The 18,211-nt window shown below is 39.0% G+C and carries 15 protein-coding genes and 1 tRNA gene; 8 read left to right on the top strand and 8 right to left on the bottom strand.

Going from position 1 to position 18,211, the window contains the following annotated elements; all coding sequences use genetic code 11:
* Positions 1 to 32 precede the first annotated feature (32 nt).
* From greA to carA, 3 genes are all read right to left on the bottom strand, one after another.
* On the bottom strand, positions 33 to 509 hold the full coding sequence (gene greA, locus GJV03_RS00440; RefSeq protein ID WP_004717337.1) for a transcription elongation factor GreA: 477 nt from the start codon (positions 507 to 509) through the stop codon (positions 33 to 35).
* A 92-nt stretch (positions 510 to 601) separates the two neighbouring features.
* Positions 602 to 3,835 (bottom strand): carbamoyl-phosphate synthase large subunit, encoded by a 3,234-nt coding sequence (gene carB / locus GJV03_RS00435; protein ID WP_151801998.1) that lies wholly within the window; start codon positions 3,833 to 3,835, stop codon positions 602 to 604.
* Between the two features lie 14 nt (positions 3,836 to 3,849).
* Entirely contained in the window at positions 3,850 to 4,989 is a 1,140-nt protein-coding gene (gene carA / locus GJV03_RS00430; RefSeq protein ID WP_004823230.1) for a glutamine-hydrolyzing carbamoyl-phosphate synthase small subunit, read from the bottom strand.
* Positions 4,990 to 5,308: 319 nt separating this feature from the next.
* Between carA and GJV03_RS00425 the strand changes: the two genes are divergently transcribed.
* Positions 5,309 to 5,773, top strand: coding sequence for a hypothetical protein (locus tag GJV03_RS00425; protein ID WP_154129213.1), 465 nt, complete (start codon positions 5,309 to 5,311; stop codon positions 5,771 to 5,773).
* Positions 5,774 to 5,886: 113 nt separating this feature from the next.
* On the opposite strand, the gene GJV03_RS00420 is transcribed toward GJV03_RS00425, so the two are convergent.
* Positions 5,887 to 6,426, bottom strand: coding sequence for a DOMON-like domain-containing protein (locus tag GJV03_RS00420; RefSeq protein WP_154129212.1), 540 nt, complete (start codon positions 6,424 to 6,426; stop codon positions 5,887 to 5,889).
* Positions 6,427 to 6,437: 11 nt separating this feature from the next.
* Positions 6,438 to 6,761, bottom strand: coding sequence for a ribosome assembly RNA-binding protein YhbY (gene yhbY, locus GJV03_RS00415; RefSeq protein ID WP_004717326.1), 324 nt, complete (start codon positions 6,759 to 6,761; stop codon positions 6,438 to 6,440).
* 198 nt (positions 6,762 to 6,959) lie between these two features.
* Between yhbY and rlmE the strand changes: the two genes are divergently transcribed.
* The 5 genes from rlmE (at position 6,960) to GJV03_RS00390 (ending at position 11,436) form a co-directional block, all read left to right on the top strand.
* Positions 6,960 to 7,610, top strand: coding sequence for a 23S rRNA (uridine(2552)-2'-O)-methyltransferase RlmE (gene rlmE / locus GJV03_RS00410; protein ID WP_004717323.1), 651 nt, complete (start codon positions 6,960 to 6,962; stop codon positions 7,608 to 7,610).
* A gap of 179 nt (positions 7,611 to 7,789) precedes the next feature.
* Positions 7,790 to 9,679, top strand: a complete 1,890-nt coding sequence (gene ftsH, locus GJV03_RS00405; RefSeq protein ID WP_004823226.1) for an ATP-dependent zinc metalloprotease FtsH — start codon at positions 7,790 to 7,792, stop codon at positions 9,677 to 9,679.
* Between the two features lie 131 nt (positions 9,680 to 9,810).
* A complete protein-coding gene (gene folP, locus GJV03_RS00400; RefSeq protein WP_154129211.1) occupies positions 9,811 to 10,665 on the top strand; it encodes a dihydropteroate synthase in 855 nt (284 codons plus the stop codon).
* Positions 10,666 to 10,825: 160 nt separating this feature from the next.
* Complete coding sequence (locus GJV03_RS00395) at positions 10,826 to 11,140, top strand: DUF5713 family protein (protein ID WP_004717317.1); 315 nt, start codon at positions 10,826 to 10,828, stop codon at positions 11,138 to 11,140.
* Between the two features lie 219 nt (positions 11,141 to 11,359).
* A tRNA-Met gene (locus GJV03_RS00390) sits at positions 11,360 to 11,436 on the top strand.
* A gap of 452 nt (positions 11,437 to 11,888) precedes the next feature.
* Here the strand turns inward: GJV03_RS00390 and GJV03_RS00385 are convergent.
* The 3 genes from GJV03_RS00385 to GJV03_RS00375 all read right to left on the bottom strand — a co-directional run bounded on the left by GJV03_RS00385 (position 11,889) and on the right by GJV03_RS00375 (position 15,459).
* Entirely contained in the window at positions 11,889 to 12,932 is a 1,044-nt protein-coding gene (locus tag GJV03_RS00385; protein WP_004823222.1) for a hypothetical protein, read from the bottom strand.
* A 5-nt stretch (positions 12,933 to 12,937) separates the two neighbouring features.
* A complete protein-coding gene (locus GJV03_RS00380; protein ID WP_004717311.1) occupies positions 12,938 to 14,563 on the bottom strand; it encodes an NAD+ synthase in 1,626 nt (541 codons plus the stop codon).
* Between the two features lie 386 nt (positions 14,564 to 14,949).
* On the bottom strand, positions 14,950 to 15,459 hold the full coding sequence (locus GJV03_RS00375; protein ID WP_056518112.1) for a hypothetical protein: 510 nt from the start codon (positions 15,457 to 15,459) through the stop codon (positions 14,950 to 14,952).
* A gap of 455 nt (positions 15,460 to 15,914) precedes the next feature.
* On the opposite strand from GJV03_RS00375, the gene GJV03_RS00370 reads away from it, so the two are divergent.
* Together GJV03_RS00370 and GJV03_RS00365 are read left to right on the top strand one after the other, a co-directional pair.
* Positions 15,915 to 16,871, top strand: a complete 957-nt coding sequence (locus GJV03_RS00370; RefSeq protein ID WP_004717307.1) for a metal-dependent hydrolase — start codon at positions 15,915 to 15,917, stop codon at positions 16,869 to 16,871.
* 377 nt (positions 16,872 to 17,248) lie between these two features.
* A complete protein-coding gene (locus tag GJV03_RS00365; RefSeq protein ID WP_154129209.1) occupies positions 17,249 to 18,202 on the top strand; it encodes a metal-dependent hydrolase in 954 nt (317 codons plus the stop codon).
* The last annotated feature ends 9 nt before the right edge of the window (positions 18,203 to 18,211 follow it).

Genomic DNA, 18,211 nt, shown 5'->3' with positions numbered 1-18,211 from the left:
TGAAGAGTTCCGTGGCAATTCACTCAGGTGAATTAGATGTATTCCACACTCACCACTTCATATTCCACTTCACCCTGTGGTGTGGTGATTTTGGCTTCGTCGCCTTCATTCTTACCAAGAAGACCACGCGCAATAGGTGAGTTCACTGAGATCTTATTGATCTTAAAGTCAGCTTCATCATCACCTACAATTTTATAGGTTTTCTTTTCTTCAGTATCCAAATTCTCAATGGTTACTGTCACACCAAAAACCACACGACCTGTTTGTTCAAGTCCTTTAACATCAATTACTTGGCAAGCACCAAGTTTACCTTCGATGTCTTGAATACGACCTTCACAAAAACCTTGTTGCTCGCGCGCTGCATGGTATTCTGCGTTTTCTTTTAAATCCCCATGTTCACGTGCTTCTGCAATTGCAGCAATAATACGTGGACGATCAACAGATTTTAGCTGTTGCAATTCTTTCTCTAAGGCGACCTTGCCTTCAGGAGTCATAGGATAACGTTGCATTGTTGTCCCTCAGTTCAGTATTTTAAAAATACAGGTTTATAAAATGAAAAAAGCCCGCCACCGATAAGATGGCGGGACTTATCGGAAACGAATTAACCTAGTGTTTGCAAATCTTGCAAGCGATATACATCCATTGGCAATTTAATTGCTAAAGCTTGGCATACAGCATCAGCACCATTCAAGGTTGTTGTGTAATACACTTTACCTTGAAGCGCAGAGCGACGGATTGAGAATGAATCCTGCTGAGCTTGTTTACCTTCTGTAGTATTAATAATGAGGTGAATCTCGCCATTTTTCAAGCGGTCGACAATATTTGGGCGACCTTCTGTTACTTTATTCACACGTTCACATTCAATACCAGCTTCTTTAATGACATCATAAGTACCGCCAGTTGCGATAATTTTGAAGCCTAAATCAACCAATTGTTTCGCAATACCCGCGGCACGAGGTTTATCTGAATGACGTACTGAAATAAATACGTGCTTCACTTCACCTTCAGTTGGTTTACCCGGTAAGCGATCATTAGAGCCTAACACAGCTTTATAGAAAGCTTCACCAAAAGTTGTACCAACACCCATCACTTCACCAGTAGATTTCATTTCTGGTCCAAGGATCGGGTCTACACCTGGGAATTTGTTGAACGGGAATACTGCTTCTTTCACAGCAAAATGCGTTGGGATAATTTCTTTTGTGAATCCTTGAGATTCTAAAGATTGACCCGCCATACAACGTGCTGCAACTTTTGCTAATGATTCGCCGATACATTTAGAAACGAACGGTACTGTACGAGACGCACGTGGGTTCACTTCAAGAATATAAACGTCATTGCCTTTAACAGCAAACTGTACGTTCATCAAGCCAATCACACCAAGCTCTTTCGCCATAGCAACGGTTTGACGACGCATTTCATCCTGAATCTCTGCAGAAAGAGAGTAAGGCGGAATTGAACATGCTGAGTCACCAGAGTGAATACCTGCTTGTTCGATATGCTGCATAATACCGCCGATCACCACATCTTTGCCGTCAGATACACAGTCAACATCGACTTCTGTTGCATCATCAAGGAAATGGTCAAGCAGTACAGGTGCTTCGTTAGACGCTTGTACAGCATCACGCAAGTAACGTTTAAGTTCGTCGTCGTTGTATACGATTTCCATCGCACGACCACCAAGGACATAAGATGGACGTACAACCAACGGATAACCCACTTTAGATGCTTCAGCCATACCTTCTTCAGCAGATTTAACAATGCTGTTGCTTGGTTGACGAAGATTTAAACGTTGAATCATCTGTTGGAAACGTTCACGATCTTCTGCACGGTCAATCGCATCTGGAGACGTACCGATAATTGGTGCACCTGCTTCTTCTAAAGCACGAGCCAATTTCAAAGGTGTTTGACCGCCGTACTGTACGATAATACCTTTTGGTTTTTCTGTACGTACGATTTCTAAAACGTCTTCTAAAGTGATCGGCTCGAAGTACAAACGATCAGATGTGTCATAGTCAGTTGAAACCGTTTCAGGGTTACAGTTAACCATAATGGTTTCATAACCATCTTCACGCATTGCAAGGGCAGCGTGAACACAGCAATAGTCGAACTCGATCCCTTGACCAATACGGTTAGGACCACCACCGATCACCATGATCTTGTCACGGTTAGATGGATTTGCTTCACATTCGTCATCATAAGTTGAGTACATGTAAGCAGTATCTGACTCGAATTCTGCTGCACAGGTATCTACGCGTTTGTAAACAGGGTATACACCCAAGTTCCAACGGTGCTTACGGAATTGCTTTTGCGAAATGCCCATCAAGTCTGCAATACGTAAATCAGATAAACCTTTACGTTTAAATGCACGGATATTGTCAGCGTTCAAATCACCAAAACCTAAAGTTTTGATTTGCTCTTCAGACTGAATGATGTCTTGGATTTGAATCAAGAACCAACGATCGATATTGGTTGCAGCAAATACTTCATCTAATGTGAAGCCATGACGGAATGCGTCAGCAACATACCAAATACGCTCAGGACCTGGCACTTTAAGCTCTACCAAGATTTTATCTTTCGCGCCTTCAGTACCCACCGCAATTTTCTCATCGAAACCACAAGCACCGACTTCAAGACCACGAAGTGCCTTTTGTACAGATTCTTGGAAGTTACGACCAATTGCCATGACTTCACCCACAGATTTCATCTGTGTAGTGAGTGTTGCATCAGCTTGTGGGAATTTCTCGAAGTTAAAGCGAGGAATCTTGGTTACAACATAGTCGATTGCAGGTTCAAATGACGCAGGCGTTGTACCGCCAGTGATGTCATTTTTCAATTCATCAAGGGTATAACCCACTGCAAGTTTTGCTGCAATTTTGGCAATAGGGAAACCTGTTGCTTTAGACGCAAGCGCAGAAGAACGAGATACACGAGGGTTCATCTCGATCACAACCATACGGCCATCTTTCGGGTTGATACCGAACTGAACGTTTGATCCGCCTGTCTCTACACCAATTTCACGTAGCACTGCTAAAGAAGCATTACGCAGTAATTGGAACTCTTTATCTGTCAGAGTTTGTGCAGGTGCAACAGTAATGGAGTCACCTGTATGCACACCCATTGGATCGAAGTTTTCAATGGTACATACAATGATACAGTTGTCGTTTTTATCACGAACAACTTCCATTTCATATTCTTTCCAGCCAATTAATGATTCATCAATCAATAATTGTTTGGTTGGAGAAAGATCAAAACCGCGTTCACAGATTTCAATGAATTCTTCTTTGTTATAGGCGATACCACCACCTGAACCACCCATCGTAAATGATGGGCGGATAATCACAGGGAAGCCGAAACGGGCTTGAATTTCAAGCGCATGTTCCATGCTTTCTGCAACATCAGCACGTGGGCATTCCAAACCAATTTTACGCATTGCGATATCGAAAAGTTTGCGATCTTCCGCTTTTTCGATGGCTTCTTTGGTCGCACCAATCAATTCAACATTGTATTTTTCTAAAATACCGTTGGCATCTAGTGCCAATGCACAGTTTAATGCCGTTTGACCACCCATTGTTGGAAGAACCGCATCTGGGCGTTCTTTCTCAATGATTTGTGCAACAGTTTGCCACGTAATCGGTTCGATATACGTTGCATCTGCCATAGTCGGATCAGTCATAATGGTGGCTGGGTTAGAGTTCACCAAAATAACACGGTAGCCTTCTTCACGAAGGGCTTTACATGCTTGCGCACCTGAGTAATCGAACTCACATGCTTGCCCGATGACAATCGGACCCGCACCAATAATTAAGATGCTTTTAATGTCTGTACGTTTAGCCATGATCGCTTCCTTAATTACTTCTTAGATGCTTCAATAAGTTCGATGAAATGATCGAACAATGGGGCACAGTCATGTGGACCAGGGCTTGCTTCAGGGTGACCTTGGAAGCTAAACGCAGGTTTATCTGTACGATGAATACCTTGTAAGGTTTGATCGAACAAAGATTTATGCGTAGCTTTGAGGTTTGCAGGTAAAGTTTCTGCATCTACTGCGAAGCCATGGTTTTGAGAAGTAATCATCACTGTACCATTTTCAAGGTTCTGTACAGGATGGTTTGCACCGTGGTGACCATGTGGCATTTTCACAGTTCTAGCGCCAGAAGCTAAAGCTAGAATTTGATGACCCAAACAAATACCGAAAACAGGTAGGTTTGTAGTTTCAACAATGGTTTTTACTGCTGCAATTGCATAATCACATGCTGCTGGATCGCCAGGTCCATTTGACAAAAATACGCCATCTGGGTTTAACGCCAATACTTTTTCAGCAGGTGTTTGTGCAGGAACAACAGTTAATTTACATCCGCGGTCTGCAAGCATACGTAAGATGTTGGTTTTGACACCGTAATCGTATGCAACAACATGAAATTTTGCTTCTGGTTGAGAAAAGCCTTGGCCCAATGTCCATGAGCCTTCGGTCCATTCAAAACCTTCTGGGTCACAACATTCTTTCGCAAGGTCTAAACCATCTAGACCACCAAAGGCACGTGCTTTTGCAATAGCTTCTTCTTCAGTAATATTATCGCCGGCAAGAATGCATCCGTTTTGTGCGCCTTTGTCACGTAAAATACGTGTCAATTTACGAGTATCGATATCTGCAATGGCAACGACATTATGTTGTTGTAAATATTCGCCAAGAGACTGAGTAGCTCGGAAATTGCTGTGTAATAACGGTAGGTCACGAATGATTAAACCATTCGCCCAAACTTTATGAATTCGACCTGATTCAGCGTCTTCTTCATTACAACCAGTATTACCGATATGAGGATAAGTTAAAGTTACAAGTTGCTGTGCATAACTAGGGTCGGTCAAAATTTCTTGATAACCAGTCATGGCAGTGTTAAAAACGACTTCACCAGTCGTACTTCCCGTAGCGCCGATCGATGTACCTTTAAAAACAGTACCGTCAGCAAGGGCTAAAATGGCGGGGGTGCTCAAACCATAGCTCCTGAACTAAAACCACAAAAATAGGGCTGTAAAAAAGCGAGTAGACGAAAAAAAAGGAAGGCTTACTAAATCCTACCCTCCTCTTGTCTGCTCGCTTGTAACTTAACAGCGCATTATACGCATGAGCCACTCGAAAGTCTATTTTATTTCGAGGGATAATCTAAGATAAATACCTTGCTATTTAGCATTAATTCTGCTTTTAAAGTGAATTGTTTGAAATTGTAAGTATTTAAATATTGTCAGACAAATCAAAATCTAAAATTTATCCTTTCAATGTATCTTATTGACTCACATTCCAGGGGGAATCAATATGACTATATCTAAAGAAACTGTTACAAATAAAGTAACAAAAGAGACTGCGGCTTTGAAAGAAGTTGTAACTGAAACTACAGAAAATTTAGAGAAGTTAGGTAAAGAAGCACAGCAAAAAGTTGCTGAAGCGGTTACCGAAACTAAAACTAAACTTGAAGCAGAATCAGAGCAATTAACTGAGCAAGTTCAAGATCAAGTACAAAACTTTAAACAAGATTTGGTGCAACGTCTTGATGTGATCAAATCACAATTTTCAACTTCACAAAAAGATTTGGTTGAATTGGCTGATTTCTTAAAATCTGAATTAAGCATTTTAGTGAAAGAGTTAACTGAAGTTGGTAAAGAAATTCGTGAAGATGTTTCACAAATTTCGAGCAAACATAAAGTACAGTTAACTGAAACTTTAAAGCGTTCAAAAGATCATACTTTAGAAGTTTGGAATAAAGTAACAACAAAACAATAAGATATGTAAAGCTTATGTTTTGAGGAAAGCCATTTTTAAGAAAAATGGCAATAAAAAAGTGAGGCTAGTTGCCTCACTTTTTTATTTTCAATCACAGTTTACATAAGCGTATTTTAAAATGTATGTAACCAATCACGTTTATTGTGAAAGTCGGCCTGTTGGCCACTGTGTTGCATAGCAAAGAAATGTTGACCTTGCGTGGTATTTAAAACAGTGCTTAAACCTAAAAATAAGTCTGACCATTTTAATTTATTGGCAAGCATGAACTCGCTAAGATCTATGCTGACATTTAATCCATAATGCGTACGCTTTAACTGATTTAATTCAATGTCATAAGCAGCGACTGGCGGCATATTTTCAGGATAACGATATTCTTCAAATTGGTAAGCTTGCCAAGCTTGAGAAGGGGATAGATTAATTTCACGATAATAATCTTCACCTTGCACACCAATAAAAATCTCAAAACAGGTATTTTCCCAAAGGAAATCCTGACGTGGATTTGCTGTAACCAGTTCAGGATAAATTATGAATTGATTGGGATCTCTTAACCAATAACCGACATTGAGTGTATATGGGCTAATTTGTTCAATCGCACCAACTAGGGAGATACTTTGAAAACGACGATCAAATGCATTCAGTTCGAAACTTGCCATGAAAATAAATCTTAATTTGAAAGATGAGCGTGGCGAACTAAATTAGACAATTTTGGATTTTGTTTCGCAGCTTTTTTATAAAGCAATGCAATTTTACCAATTGTTTGAACAACTTCCGCACCAGTGACATTGGCAATTTCAGTAATCGTTGCAGCACGTGCTTCGCGGTCTTCACCTGTAACCTTGACTTTAATTAACTCGTGATCATTTAAAGCACGGTTTAATTCTTCAACGACACTTTCAGTCAAGCCTTTATCGCCAAGCATTACAACAGGGTTTAACGCATGTCCGATTTGACGTAAACGTTTACGTTCTTGGATAGATAGAGCCGCCATAAAAGATAACCTAATTTTAGAAACGACTTAGTATAACAAAAGCCATATCACTACGCTGTAAATTCTGTAGAAATAATCGATGAAGCTTATTCAAAAAAACATATCAATATCTGTCGATTTAAATCAATATGAATACTGCAATGAGAATTTTTTTCACGTACAATCAGAAGTTAGTTATCGGTTTAGATCAAGAGAGTTATGGCTACACGCATTACCAACCAGAAGTTATCCAAAAGTAGTCGTGCGTGGATGAGAGAGCATTTAGATGACCCTTTTGTGAAAAAAGCACAAAAAGAAGGTTACCGCGCTCGTGCTGCATATAAACTTCTTGAAATTCAAGAAAAACACAAAATGATTAAACCAGGGATGACCGTGGTTGACTTGGGTGCTGCGCCAGGAAGTTGGTCGCAAATCGCAGGTAAACTGGTCGGTGATAAAGGTTTAGTGATTGCTTCAGATATTTTAGAAATGGATGCTTTACCTGATGTTACTTTCTTACAAGGTGACTTTAGAGAAGAAGAAGTTTTCGAAAAATTGTTAAATATTTTAAATGGACGCACTGTAGACGTTGTAATTTCAGATATGGCCCCCAATACATCAGGTAATAGGGCTGTAGATCAACCTCGCCAGATTTACTTGTGTGAACTTGCGTTAGATTTTGCCAACAAGGTTCTTGGACCAAAAGGGCAGTTTTTAGTTAAAGTTTTCCAAGGAACTGGTTTTGATGAGTTCCGAAAGCAAGTCGTGGATAGTTTTGATGTGTTAAAAACAGCAAAACCAGCTGCTTCACGTGCACGTTCAAAAGAAGTTTTTTTAATTGGACAGGGCCGTAAAAAAGTTTCGCAATAGGTGGTGTTTTTGAGGTATGTTCATTCTTCGTAATGAATTGCCAACAAATGCTTGCCAAGTTGTTAAAAATTGTGCATTTTGTACCTTTTTAACCTTTATTGCGAAATTCATTACTCGCTTTTTGTTACGATCAAGCAAGATTGAGCCTGATCAAAATAGTTATATATGGGAATAAAGCTTTGAGCGATTACTTCAAAAATGCCGTATTGTGGCTGGTCATACTGGGTGTGCTGATCTTAATCTTCAGCAATCTCAGTGACCGCAGTAAGCCTTCTGCGATGAATTATTCAGAATTCGTCACAGCGGTGAATGCTGGTCAAATTAGTAAAGTCACAATTGATGGTGAAAGAATAAGCGGCGAAAAAAAGAACGGTTCGAACTTTGAAAGTATTCGCCCAGCAGTTCAAGATCCTGAATTGATGCCTACACTCATCAAAAATAACGTTGTTGTTGAAGGTACTGCACCTCAACGTCAAGGTTTATTGATGCAACTTCTCATCGCAAGCTTTCCTGTGCTTTTAATTATTTTATTGTTCATGTTCTTTATGCGTAACATGGGTGGTGGTGCAGGTGGTAAAAATGGTCCAATGAGTTTTGGTAAATCTAAAGCAAAAATGCTTTCAGAAGACCAAATCAAAGTGACCTTTACCGATGTTGCTGGTTGTGATGAAGCAAAACAAGAAGTTGTGGAAATCGTTGATTTCTTGAAAGACCCTGCAAAATTCAAACGCTTAGGGGCAACAATTCCTAAAGGCGTATTGATGGTTGGTCCTCCAGGTACAGGTAAAACTTTACTTGCGAAAGCGATTGCTGGTGAAGCCAAAGTTCCATTCTTTAGTATTTCAGGTTCTGACTTCGTTGAAATGTTCGTTGGTGTTGGTGCATCTCGTGTGCGTGACATGTTCGAACAGGCGAAACGCCATGCACCATGTATTATCTTTATTGATGAGATTGATGCAGTCGGTCGTCATCGTGGTTCAGGTACAGGTGGTGGTCATGATGAACGTGAACAAACACTAAACCAAATGCTTGTTGAAATGGATGGTTTCGAAGGTAATGAAGGGATTATCGTCATTGCTGCAACAAACCGTGCGGATGTATTGGATAAAGCATTACTTCGTCCGGGGCGTTTCGACCGTCAAGTGATGGTGGGTCTGCCAGATATTAAAGGTCGTGAACAGATCTTGGCCGTGCATTTGAAGAAACTTCCTTCGGTAACAGGTGTTGATCTTAAAGTATTGGCACGTGGTACACCTGGTTTCTCTGGTGCGCAATTGGCGAATCTTGTGAATGAAGCTGCATTGTTTGCTGCTCGTCGTAACAAGAACACCGTCGATATGCATGACTTTGAAGATGCAAAAGATAAGATCTACATGGGTCCTGAGCGAAAGTCGATGGTGATCCGTGAAGAAGAACGTCGTGCGACTGCATATCATGAAGCAGGTCATGCCATTGTTGCAGAAATTCTTCCAGGGACTGACCCTGTGCATAAAGTAACAATTATGCCACGTGGTTGGGCTTTGGGTGTAACTTGGCAGTTGCCAGAACATGATCAAACTAGCCATTACAAGTCTAAGATGTTGAATGAACTTTCAATCTTATTCGGTGGTCGTATTGCTGAAGAAGTTTTCATTGATCAAATGTCAACGGGTGCGTCTAACGACTTTGAGCGTGCAACCAAAATGGCACGTGCGATGGTGACCAAGTATGGTATGTCAGACAAAATGGGCGTGATGGTCTATGAAGATGAAAACCAGAATGGTTTCTTCGGAAATGTCGGTAGCCGTACGATTTCTGAAGCAACACAACAACAGGTTGACCAAGAAGTACGTCGTATCTTGGATGAACAGTATCGTGTTGCGCGTGATATCCTTGAAAATAACAAAGATATTGCACATGCAATGGTAAAAGCCTTGATGGAATGGGAAACGATTGATCGTGATCAAATCCGTGACATCATGGAAGGTCGTGATCCTCAGCCACCTAAGGTTTATGTGGCTGAAAATCCAGTGCTTGATGTAACACCTACAGATGGTCCATCAACACCACCACCATTACCAGCAACCTGATCAGTCAGTGAATAAACAAGAGCCTCAATCGAGGCTCTTTTTTTACACGAAAAAATTCACAGATGAAAAAAAATCACTGTGCTATTGATTTGAATTGTTAAACTAGCCTGAATTGAATACGGAGAATTGACATGCAACTGATGCCACTACCCAAGCAAATTTTGCAATGTGGGCGTTTAAGTCTGGATTTATCACAAGCACATGTCATGGGTATCTTGAATGTCACTCCTGATTCATTTAGCGATGGTGGGAAGCATGATCAAAAAGATCAAGCTGTTGCTTATGCCAAGCAAATGATTGCTGATGGTGCGACAGTGATTGATGTTGGCGGTGAATCTACACGCCCGGGTGCATCTGTAGTCGAGATTGCCGAAGAAATACGTCGTGTTGTTCCTGTGGTTGCTGAATTAGCCAAATTGGATGTCATTATTTCAATAGATACCTCACAGCCCGAAGTCATTCGTGAGGCGGTTAAGGCTGGTGCACATATTTGGAATGATGTCCGTGCCTTAACTCGTCCACATGCCTTAGAGACTGCTGCAGAGCTCAATATCCCTGTGATTATTATGCATATGCGAGGCGAGCCAACCACAATGAATCATCTTGACCAGTATGAAGATGTTACTCAAGAGGTAGTTGCTGAATTACAGCAACGCGTAGATGATGCACTACAGGCAGGAATTCACCCTAAAAATATCATGATAGATCCTGGTTTTGGTTTTGCTAAAAATGCGCAACAAAATTTAAAGCTTCTCAATGAGTTTTATCAACTGAACAACATGGGTTATCCAATTTTATCAGCCTTATCACGTAAGCGCTTCATTGGTGAAGCTTTAGATGGTGCAGATGCCAATCATCGTGCTGTAGGTAGTGTTGCTGCACACTTGCTCAGTATTCAACAAGGCGCGTGTATGGTGCGTGCACATGATGTAAAAGCAATGTCGGATGCAATTAAAGTATGGCAAGCCATGCGCTCTGCAATTTAATGATGAATGATCAATAGCCTCTAATATTGTTTGATCTTTTTTTTAAAATTTAGATCATCTACATCTGAAAAATTAATCAGTTAAATTGCCTGATCAATTTGGTGAATTGTATGGTTTGTGTTATATAAGCGCGTGAATTGCTGTTTTATTTTAGGTTGCAATGTTTAACGATCTACTTCTCCCAATGTTCGATGATGAATATTATCCAGATATTCTAGTTGCTGAGGTTAAGCAACTTATTGAAAATTTTGCTAAAAAAGTGGCAAAAACCAGCTTCAGTGATGCAGAAATTTATTCTATGGCAAAACTGACTGTGACTGAAATTAATGAAATGAAGCCACAGTTTGAGGATCTTGATTCTTCTTTGGATGGTACTGCAGCTGATTATATTGCTGAAGCAATGATGATGGTGGTACAAGACCAAGGGTATCTTGATATTGAAATGGAAGAGCTTGTTGCAAATAGAGAGTGGTAAGCCACTCTCTATTTTTGCTATCGATTTTTAGAGATAAATAGGGGAGAGAGCTTAATTCCTTACTTATTTACGATACTTATTAAGCTGATTTTTTCGATAAAAACATAAATATGTATTAATTTTAAACATTTAAATATCAATTGCTTAAAGTATGATCATTGGTGTGTTTCAATGCTTGACGTAGGGTAGATAACTTTAGATAATGCGCACACAGTTTATGGCTATGTAGCTCAGTTGGTTAGAGCACCGCACTCATAATGCGGGGGTCACAGGTTCAAGTCCCGTCATAGCCACCATTTTTATAGACCATGCTCACTGCATGGTCTCTTTTTTTGTGCATCATCAAAAGATCAGTAGATACAGATAAAAATTATCATCATGTATGAATATTTAGAACACTGAAAAAATCCAGTTGAATGTTTATTTGGGTCTGTTGACAATTCGTCTACGTTTGCGACTACGTGTGTTTTTTAGGCGATACTAGGCACGAAATACGAAATTTAGTCATTCTAAATGATGAGAAACATCGTTTCGCAAGGTAACACGTAGCGACAAAAAACACGCTAGTCCCCCGCTGCGCCTTGCGCTGCAAACAAAGCAGTGCTTTGTTCTTGCTCAGGGTTGTGGTTAAAATTATCTCAGCCTTCGTTATGAAACTCGAAAATAGTCTCGCTATTCTCTTCGTTTCATGCCTTGCCTGCTCAATTTTAACCTACAACGCAAGCCATTTATGAAATGTCAACAGACCCTAAGCTTTTTCTGCTAAATAATTTTCTATAAATCTTTGTGTTTGCGTGTCAAGGTAGAATGGCGCAATCAAGGATTGAATGATCTCATCCAATAAGCCATGTTGATCCAAAGCACCTAGTGTATGTGGAATAAAGCGATCTGCTTCGATAAATAAATCGTTTTGATCTAAGCCAACAGAGTGTAGTAATTCTTGTAAGCTATATTCGCCAAAGTATTCATAAAATGCTTCGACAACATTTAAAATGACCTGTTGCATATATTCTGTTTGACGTAATTCTTTCCAAGTTTCATAAACAAGAATAAAGAATTCCTCAAAATCAATGGATTGAACTTGAGAGAAAGCCTCTTTTAATGAGCGTTGCTTAACTTCATTCCAAACATGTGTAGCGATATCTGCCAGGTCTTCATTAGGCAGTAGAATGATATTGCTGAGTTGGCTACGGATAGCAGTTGCGAGTTGTTGTTCTAATTTAAGCTCAATATTGTGTTGTTGATCTTGAATAAAGCTGATGACTTTAGCGCCAATACGGTTATGTTTCACAGTGTATTGACGTAGCTGGTTGAGCCAAGGGGTGTTGCTTTCTAAAATCTGATTGGCAAGCTGTAGGCTAACCTGTTGAATCTGCGGGTTGTGCTGTAAGTTTTCTTGAATATAGTCTCTTAATTGTTCTAATTCTAAGATTTTAAACATCCACAGTTCAAAAGATTCATCTGAGAGTAGATCATTGAAAATGGTTTGACTATGAATGGCATATTGATGAATTTTTTGAGCGACGACACCGATAAATTCAAGAATATCTGCGCCTAAATTCAATTCAAAAGCATATTTTTGCACTACAGACTGGAGTTGCTCAAGTTGAATCACATTTTTTAAAAGGATTTTGTCTGCATTTTGATAGGTTTGGGAAATAAAATTTTGAATAAATTGCGGATTTTTTTGATCTAAGAGTTGTTTTTTAATAAAGCGAACTTGCTCAAGCAATAATGCTTGAGCAAGTTCCTGAGCAAAGCTCGAAGGTGGAGGTGAATTATTCACATTCACGAGGCTTATACACCTGCTTTCCAGCCATTTACAATCGGATAACGGCGTTCACGGCTAAATGCGCGTGAGCTAATACGTGGTCCAATTGAACCTTGACGACGTTTGTATTCATTGCGGTCGACAAGCTGAATGACTTTTTCCACGATTGCACGTTCAAAACCTTTGGCAATGATGTCTTCTTGGCTTTGTTCTTCCTCAATATATGCATATAGAATGGCATCAAGTACATCATAAGCAGGTAAAGAGTCTTGATCTTTTTGATCAGGACGAAGTTCTGCTGATGGTGGACGAGAAATAACCCGTTCAGGAATCACAGGCGTTTCAGAAATACTGTTACGGTACTTAGCCAATTCAAAAACAATAGTTTTATAAACATCTTTGAGTACAGCAAAACCACCTACCATATCGCCATACAGTGTGCAGTAACCTACAGAAAGCTCAGACTTATTGCCTGTTGCAAGCACAAGGTTACCAAACTTATTAGATAAGCCCATAAGCAATGTACCACGTGCACGCGCTTGAAGGTTTTCTTCAGTTGTATCCGCAGGTGAGTTACCAAAGAATGGGAATAAGGTCTGCATAAAGCTATTTACGATAGGATGAATTTCGGCAATACCAAAAGTAACGCCCATGCGTTTTGCTTGTTCAGTTGCATCTTCCACACTAATTTGTGATGTGTAAGTATAAGGCATCATCACGGCTTGAACTTTATCTGCACCAATCGCATCAACTGCAATTGCCAAGGTTAAAGCTGAGTCGATACCGCCCGATAGTCCTAAAATCACACCAGGGAAACCAGAGCGTTGTACATAGTCGCGTGTTGCTAAAACCAAAGCTTGATAGATCTCAGCCATAGTGTTTAATGCTGGCGCAGCTTCAACCACTTGATAGGCTTTATTTTCTATTTGATAGTCAGCAAAGTAGAGATCTTCTTTAAAGCTTGGTGCTTGTAGTGCAACTTCACCTGAATGGTTAATGACGAAACTGGTCCCATCAAAAATGAGATCATCTTGACCACCCACTTGGTTGATATAAACCACATTGAGGTGGAGCTGTTTTGCCAACTCTTTTAATGTTTCGATACGATGTTGCGGTTTACCGACTTCATAAGGTGAAGCATTCAAGACCAGAACACTTTCCACATTGAGTTGAGCAAGCTGTTGAACTGTATTTAAAGACCATACATCTTCGCAAATCAGTACACCGAACTTATGACCTAAGTACTCAAATACAAGATGTTGATGTCCTTCATTAAAATAACGCTTTTCATCAAAAACGCTGTAATTAGGAAGATTTTGTTTGTTGTAAACACCTAAAACTTGACCATCTTTCATCACTGCAGCAGCATTGTAGCGTTGACCATCGTCAGTAAGGTTGGCAAAACCAAATACCATCACAATGTCTTTAACAGTAGACAGTTTCTCGAAAGCTTGTGCAGTACGCTTTGCTAGGCTTGGGCGTAAAAGCAAATCTTCGGCAGGGTAACCGATTATAGAAAGTTCAGGGAAAACAACAATTTCAGCATTCTGTTTTTTTGCATCATTGGCTTGTTCAATCATTTTTTGAACATTCGACTCAATATCACCAATGAATGGAGAGAATTGCGCGAGAGCAATTTTAAAACTTTTCATTTAAACCAAATCCTATTCCAATAGGGTAATTTATACACAAATTGTTGATTTTTAAAATGTAGTTATTCAACATATGTATATAGATATCACAGAAATTGCCAAAGGGCGAAACTATAAAATCATTAAAAAATCATCAAAATCTTTATTTTCTTGCAAGGCAAAAATTTCAGACATTGAGTATTTTAACTAAAAAAACGTCAGAAGCTAGTAATTCATCAAGTTTATTCAATACACCATCAATGACCTCATGAATTTAGTGTATTTTTTTTATAGAAACTAGTGATTTTTCATTATTTTTTGAATTTTATATTGGAAAGGATTAGCTTTAATTTATTTTTGTGAAATACATCACTTAAATTGTTTAAATTAGCATCAAAACAAGGGACTTAAATAGAATGATTGACTGCATTTTTATCCAGAATAATATTTTCAATTCGATTTAAATAAATATCTTTGGCAATATCGCCTTGTTGCTCAATATTGTAATCGAAATAAGCTTTTCCTTGAATGAGGGTGTAGCGATAAGGGTTATATTTACCAAAACTCAGGTAAAGTGCGGACTGTAAAATCGCCCCCTTCAGTAATACATTTTCATGACGCTGATATTGATAAATATGGGCCATTTCATGAATAAAAACAGCTTGATAACCCAAGCTCATACAGGAAAAGTCTTCACAATAGTCTGCATCTTTTAAGTGAATATAACCATTGGGCGCCATCAAAATACCAACAGGCTGCCACGGTAAATAAGGATGATTCATCACCTTGACTTGGCTGTAGTCAATTAAATCTCCAAATACACTTTGGCTAATACGAATTTCACCCTCCGTCAATTTTCGATACTTGAATTGATCCAATTGAAGAAGCTGTACAAAGCGCCAAATGAAATTGAACATTGTTTTATTTTGTGCTGTGTAAAAAGTACATCATGAAGTTTAGCACTGATTCAGTGTGACCCAAAGATTAACTGTGGCCCAGATACACCACGATAAAAAAGCTCTCTATTGTTATATGTGCTGACATGAACCTTTTCTTGTTGCCTGATTTCAGTAATGTAGAGCATCCGTGGTTAAGGGTTGGCATACCTAAGATTTAAATCATGATTTAAGCCAAAGCTGATGACTTGTCCGCAAAGGTCATTATTTATCAGTAGAGGCAAGCTCAGGCCTTATTTGTCAGACACTTTATTGAATAGTCATAAATTGCCAATGGATTGACCTGAAATGTCAGTGGTATTTGAATCCAGATGACTTACTTTTCCAACATAAATAGGATTTTTTTACTTGAAATGTGAATTTGAACTGGTTTTCAGTCAAATCCTTGATCCCTAAATAAACAATAGGTGCTTCATATGTTACTTGCTAAGCCTGTCAAAAAAGTGTTTGCAAAAGCTTTTCCAAGTCGATTGCCTAATTTAAAAGATCAGATTGCGAATATCCCGATTCGTCACTTCAATTTTAAATTTAGCCCAGATGAGTTGGATGTTAAATTTTTTATGCAAAAAGAGTGGGCGACTGCTTATTTTGCCGCACTGTCAATTTTTTTGACCTATGGTGAAGAGTTGGTGATCGAAACCGCACGACATCATCGTGATCAAATACAAGACCCTGTTTTAAAACAGCGTCTAACCAGTTTGATTGGGCAAGAGGCAATTCACTCAAAAGTCCATGAAGAATACAATGAAACCATGATTCCAAATAATTTGCCTGTGCAGTTGTATCGATTTTTAGCAGAACAGGTTTTTAATCATACTTTTTTAAAATTCCCACAACCTTTAAAGCTTTCAATGATGGCTGGGATTGAGCATTTCACCGCTGTCTTTGCTCAATATGCCATGACGCATCAAGACATCTTTAATCATTCTCTTGATGAAAAAACACGTGCTTTATGGTTATGGCATATGCTGGAAGAGTCTGAGCATAAAGATATTGCTTATGATACTTATCAAGTGCTTTCTGCAAATTATCCATTACGAATTTCAGGATTCTTTATTGCGTTGATTACTTTGGGTCTAGGCGTAGGTGCTGGCGCATTGATGTTGCCATTTTTACGACGTCCAATGAATAGCTTTAGTCTAAGTTTTTGGAAAGAGGCAAAGGGTAGTTGGGATTTATTATTTAGTCGAGACAATGGTGTTTTTGGTAGCAGTTTAGGCCATATTTTTGATTATTTGCGTCCAGACTTTCATCCTAATGATCATGATACAACTGAGCTTTTAGAATATTTCAAAAAAGAATTACTTGATCCTGAAACAGGCACACTCACCCCTTATTTTGTTAAAGAGTTTACCCCTGCTTTACGGATGTAATTTTATTCAATCTTAGCATTCAAATTTTCTATTCAATATAAAAACGATGTTGTAGATCGATACTGAGCTTTTCCATCAATTTTTGAAGGAAAAGCTTTTTTTTAAAAGCTGTGATTTTAACCAAGCACTTTATAAAAATTGTTTTTAAGGGACATTCTTTATCAGTGGAGGCAACTCTTAAAAGTGATTGTCTGACAATTATCTAAGGTTGTCATAATTTGCAAACCGAATGAATGCATGTGCCAATGGTAATTGACAAAGCATGTCGTAATTTTTAGCCATCAAAGTAGAGTTTTTACTCAAAAGGCGATCTGTAGCTCATCAGCGTAAAGACGATGAAATGGATTGCCATATTAAATGAATAAAGAGTACCAGCTATGTTCGCTAAGCCAATTAAGAAAGCCGTTGCTAAAGTTTTTGCTGCGGCACCATTCAGTCTGGAAAATCAAACGTCGATTATTCCAATTCGTCATATGAAGTTTGATTTTGATCCAGCGCAAGTAGATCACCGATTTTATATGGATGCAGAATTGGCAAGTGCATATTTTGCGTCATTGTCGATTTTCTTAACTCGTGGTGAAGATCTTGTGATTGATACTGCTCGTTATCATCGTGATTTCATTACTGATCCATTATTGAAGCAACGTGTTACTTCATTGATTGGTCAAGAGGCGATTCATTCAAAAATGCATGAAGAGTTAAATGACGCTTATTTAATTCGTGATTTGCCAGTAAAGCTGTTTCGTACTTGGGCTGGCTGGGCTTTTGAATATGGGTTTGAGCGTCTTCCACAACCGATGAAATTGTCGTTGATGGCTGGTATCGAACATTTTACTGCGGTACTTGCAGAATACATGATGAATCATGAAGAAGTGTTCTTCCGTTCGCAAGATGAAAAACAACGGGCAATCTGGATGTGGCATATGCTTGAAGAATCAGAGCATAAGGATATTGCTTTCGATGTGTTTCAAGAATTATCTAATAACTATTTATTACGTATTGCTGGATTCTTTCCCGCATTGATCACGATTTTGGTGCTGATTTCAGCTGCATCATTTTTAGTTCCTTTTTATCGCAATCCTAAGAACCTGATTAGCTTACGTTATTGGAAAGAGATTCCATATAATTTTCGCCTGATCTTTGGCTTAAAAGATGGTGTTTACGGCAGTAGCTTTAAACATATTTTTGATTATCTTCGTCCCGATTTTCATCCAAATGATCATGATACATCTGAATTTTTGGACTATTACAAAGAGAAACTGCTGAATCCAAAGACAGGTCTTCTTACGCCATATTTGACGAAAGAATTTTATCCTGCATTGCGTTCATAAAAACCTAAA

This window comes from Acinetobacter sp. RIT698 (genome assembly GCF_009668065.1).
Taxonomy (GTDB): domain Bacteria; phylum Pseudomonadota; class Gammaproteobacteria; order Pseudomonadales; family Moraxellaceae; genus Acinetobacter; species Acinetobacter guillouiae.
The sequence above is the reverse complement of the archived record's forward strand: the minus strand, read 5'-3'. Positions and strand labels throughout refer to the sequence as shown.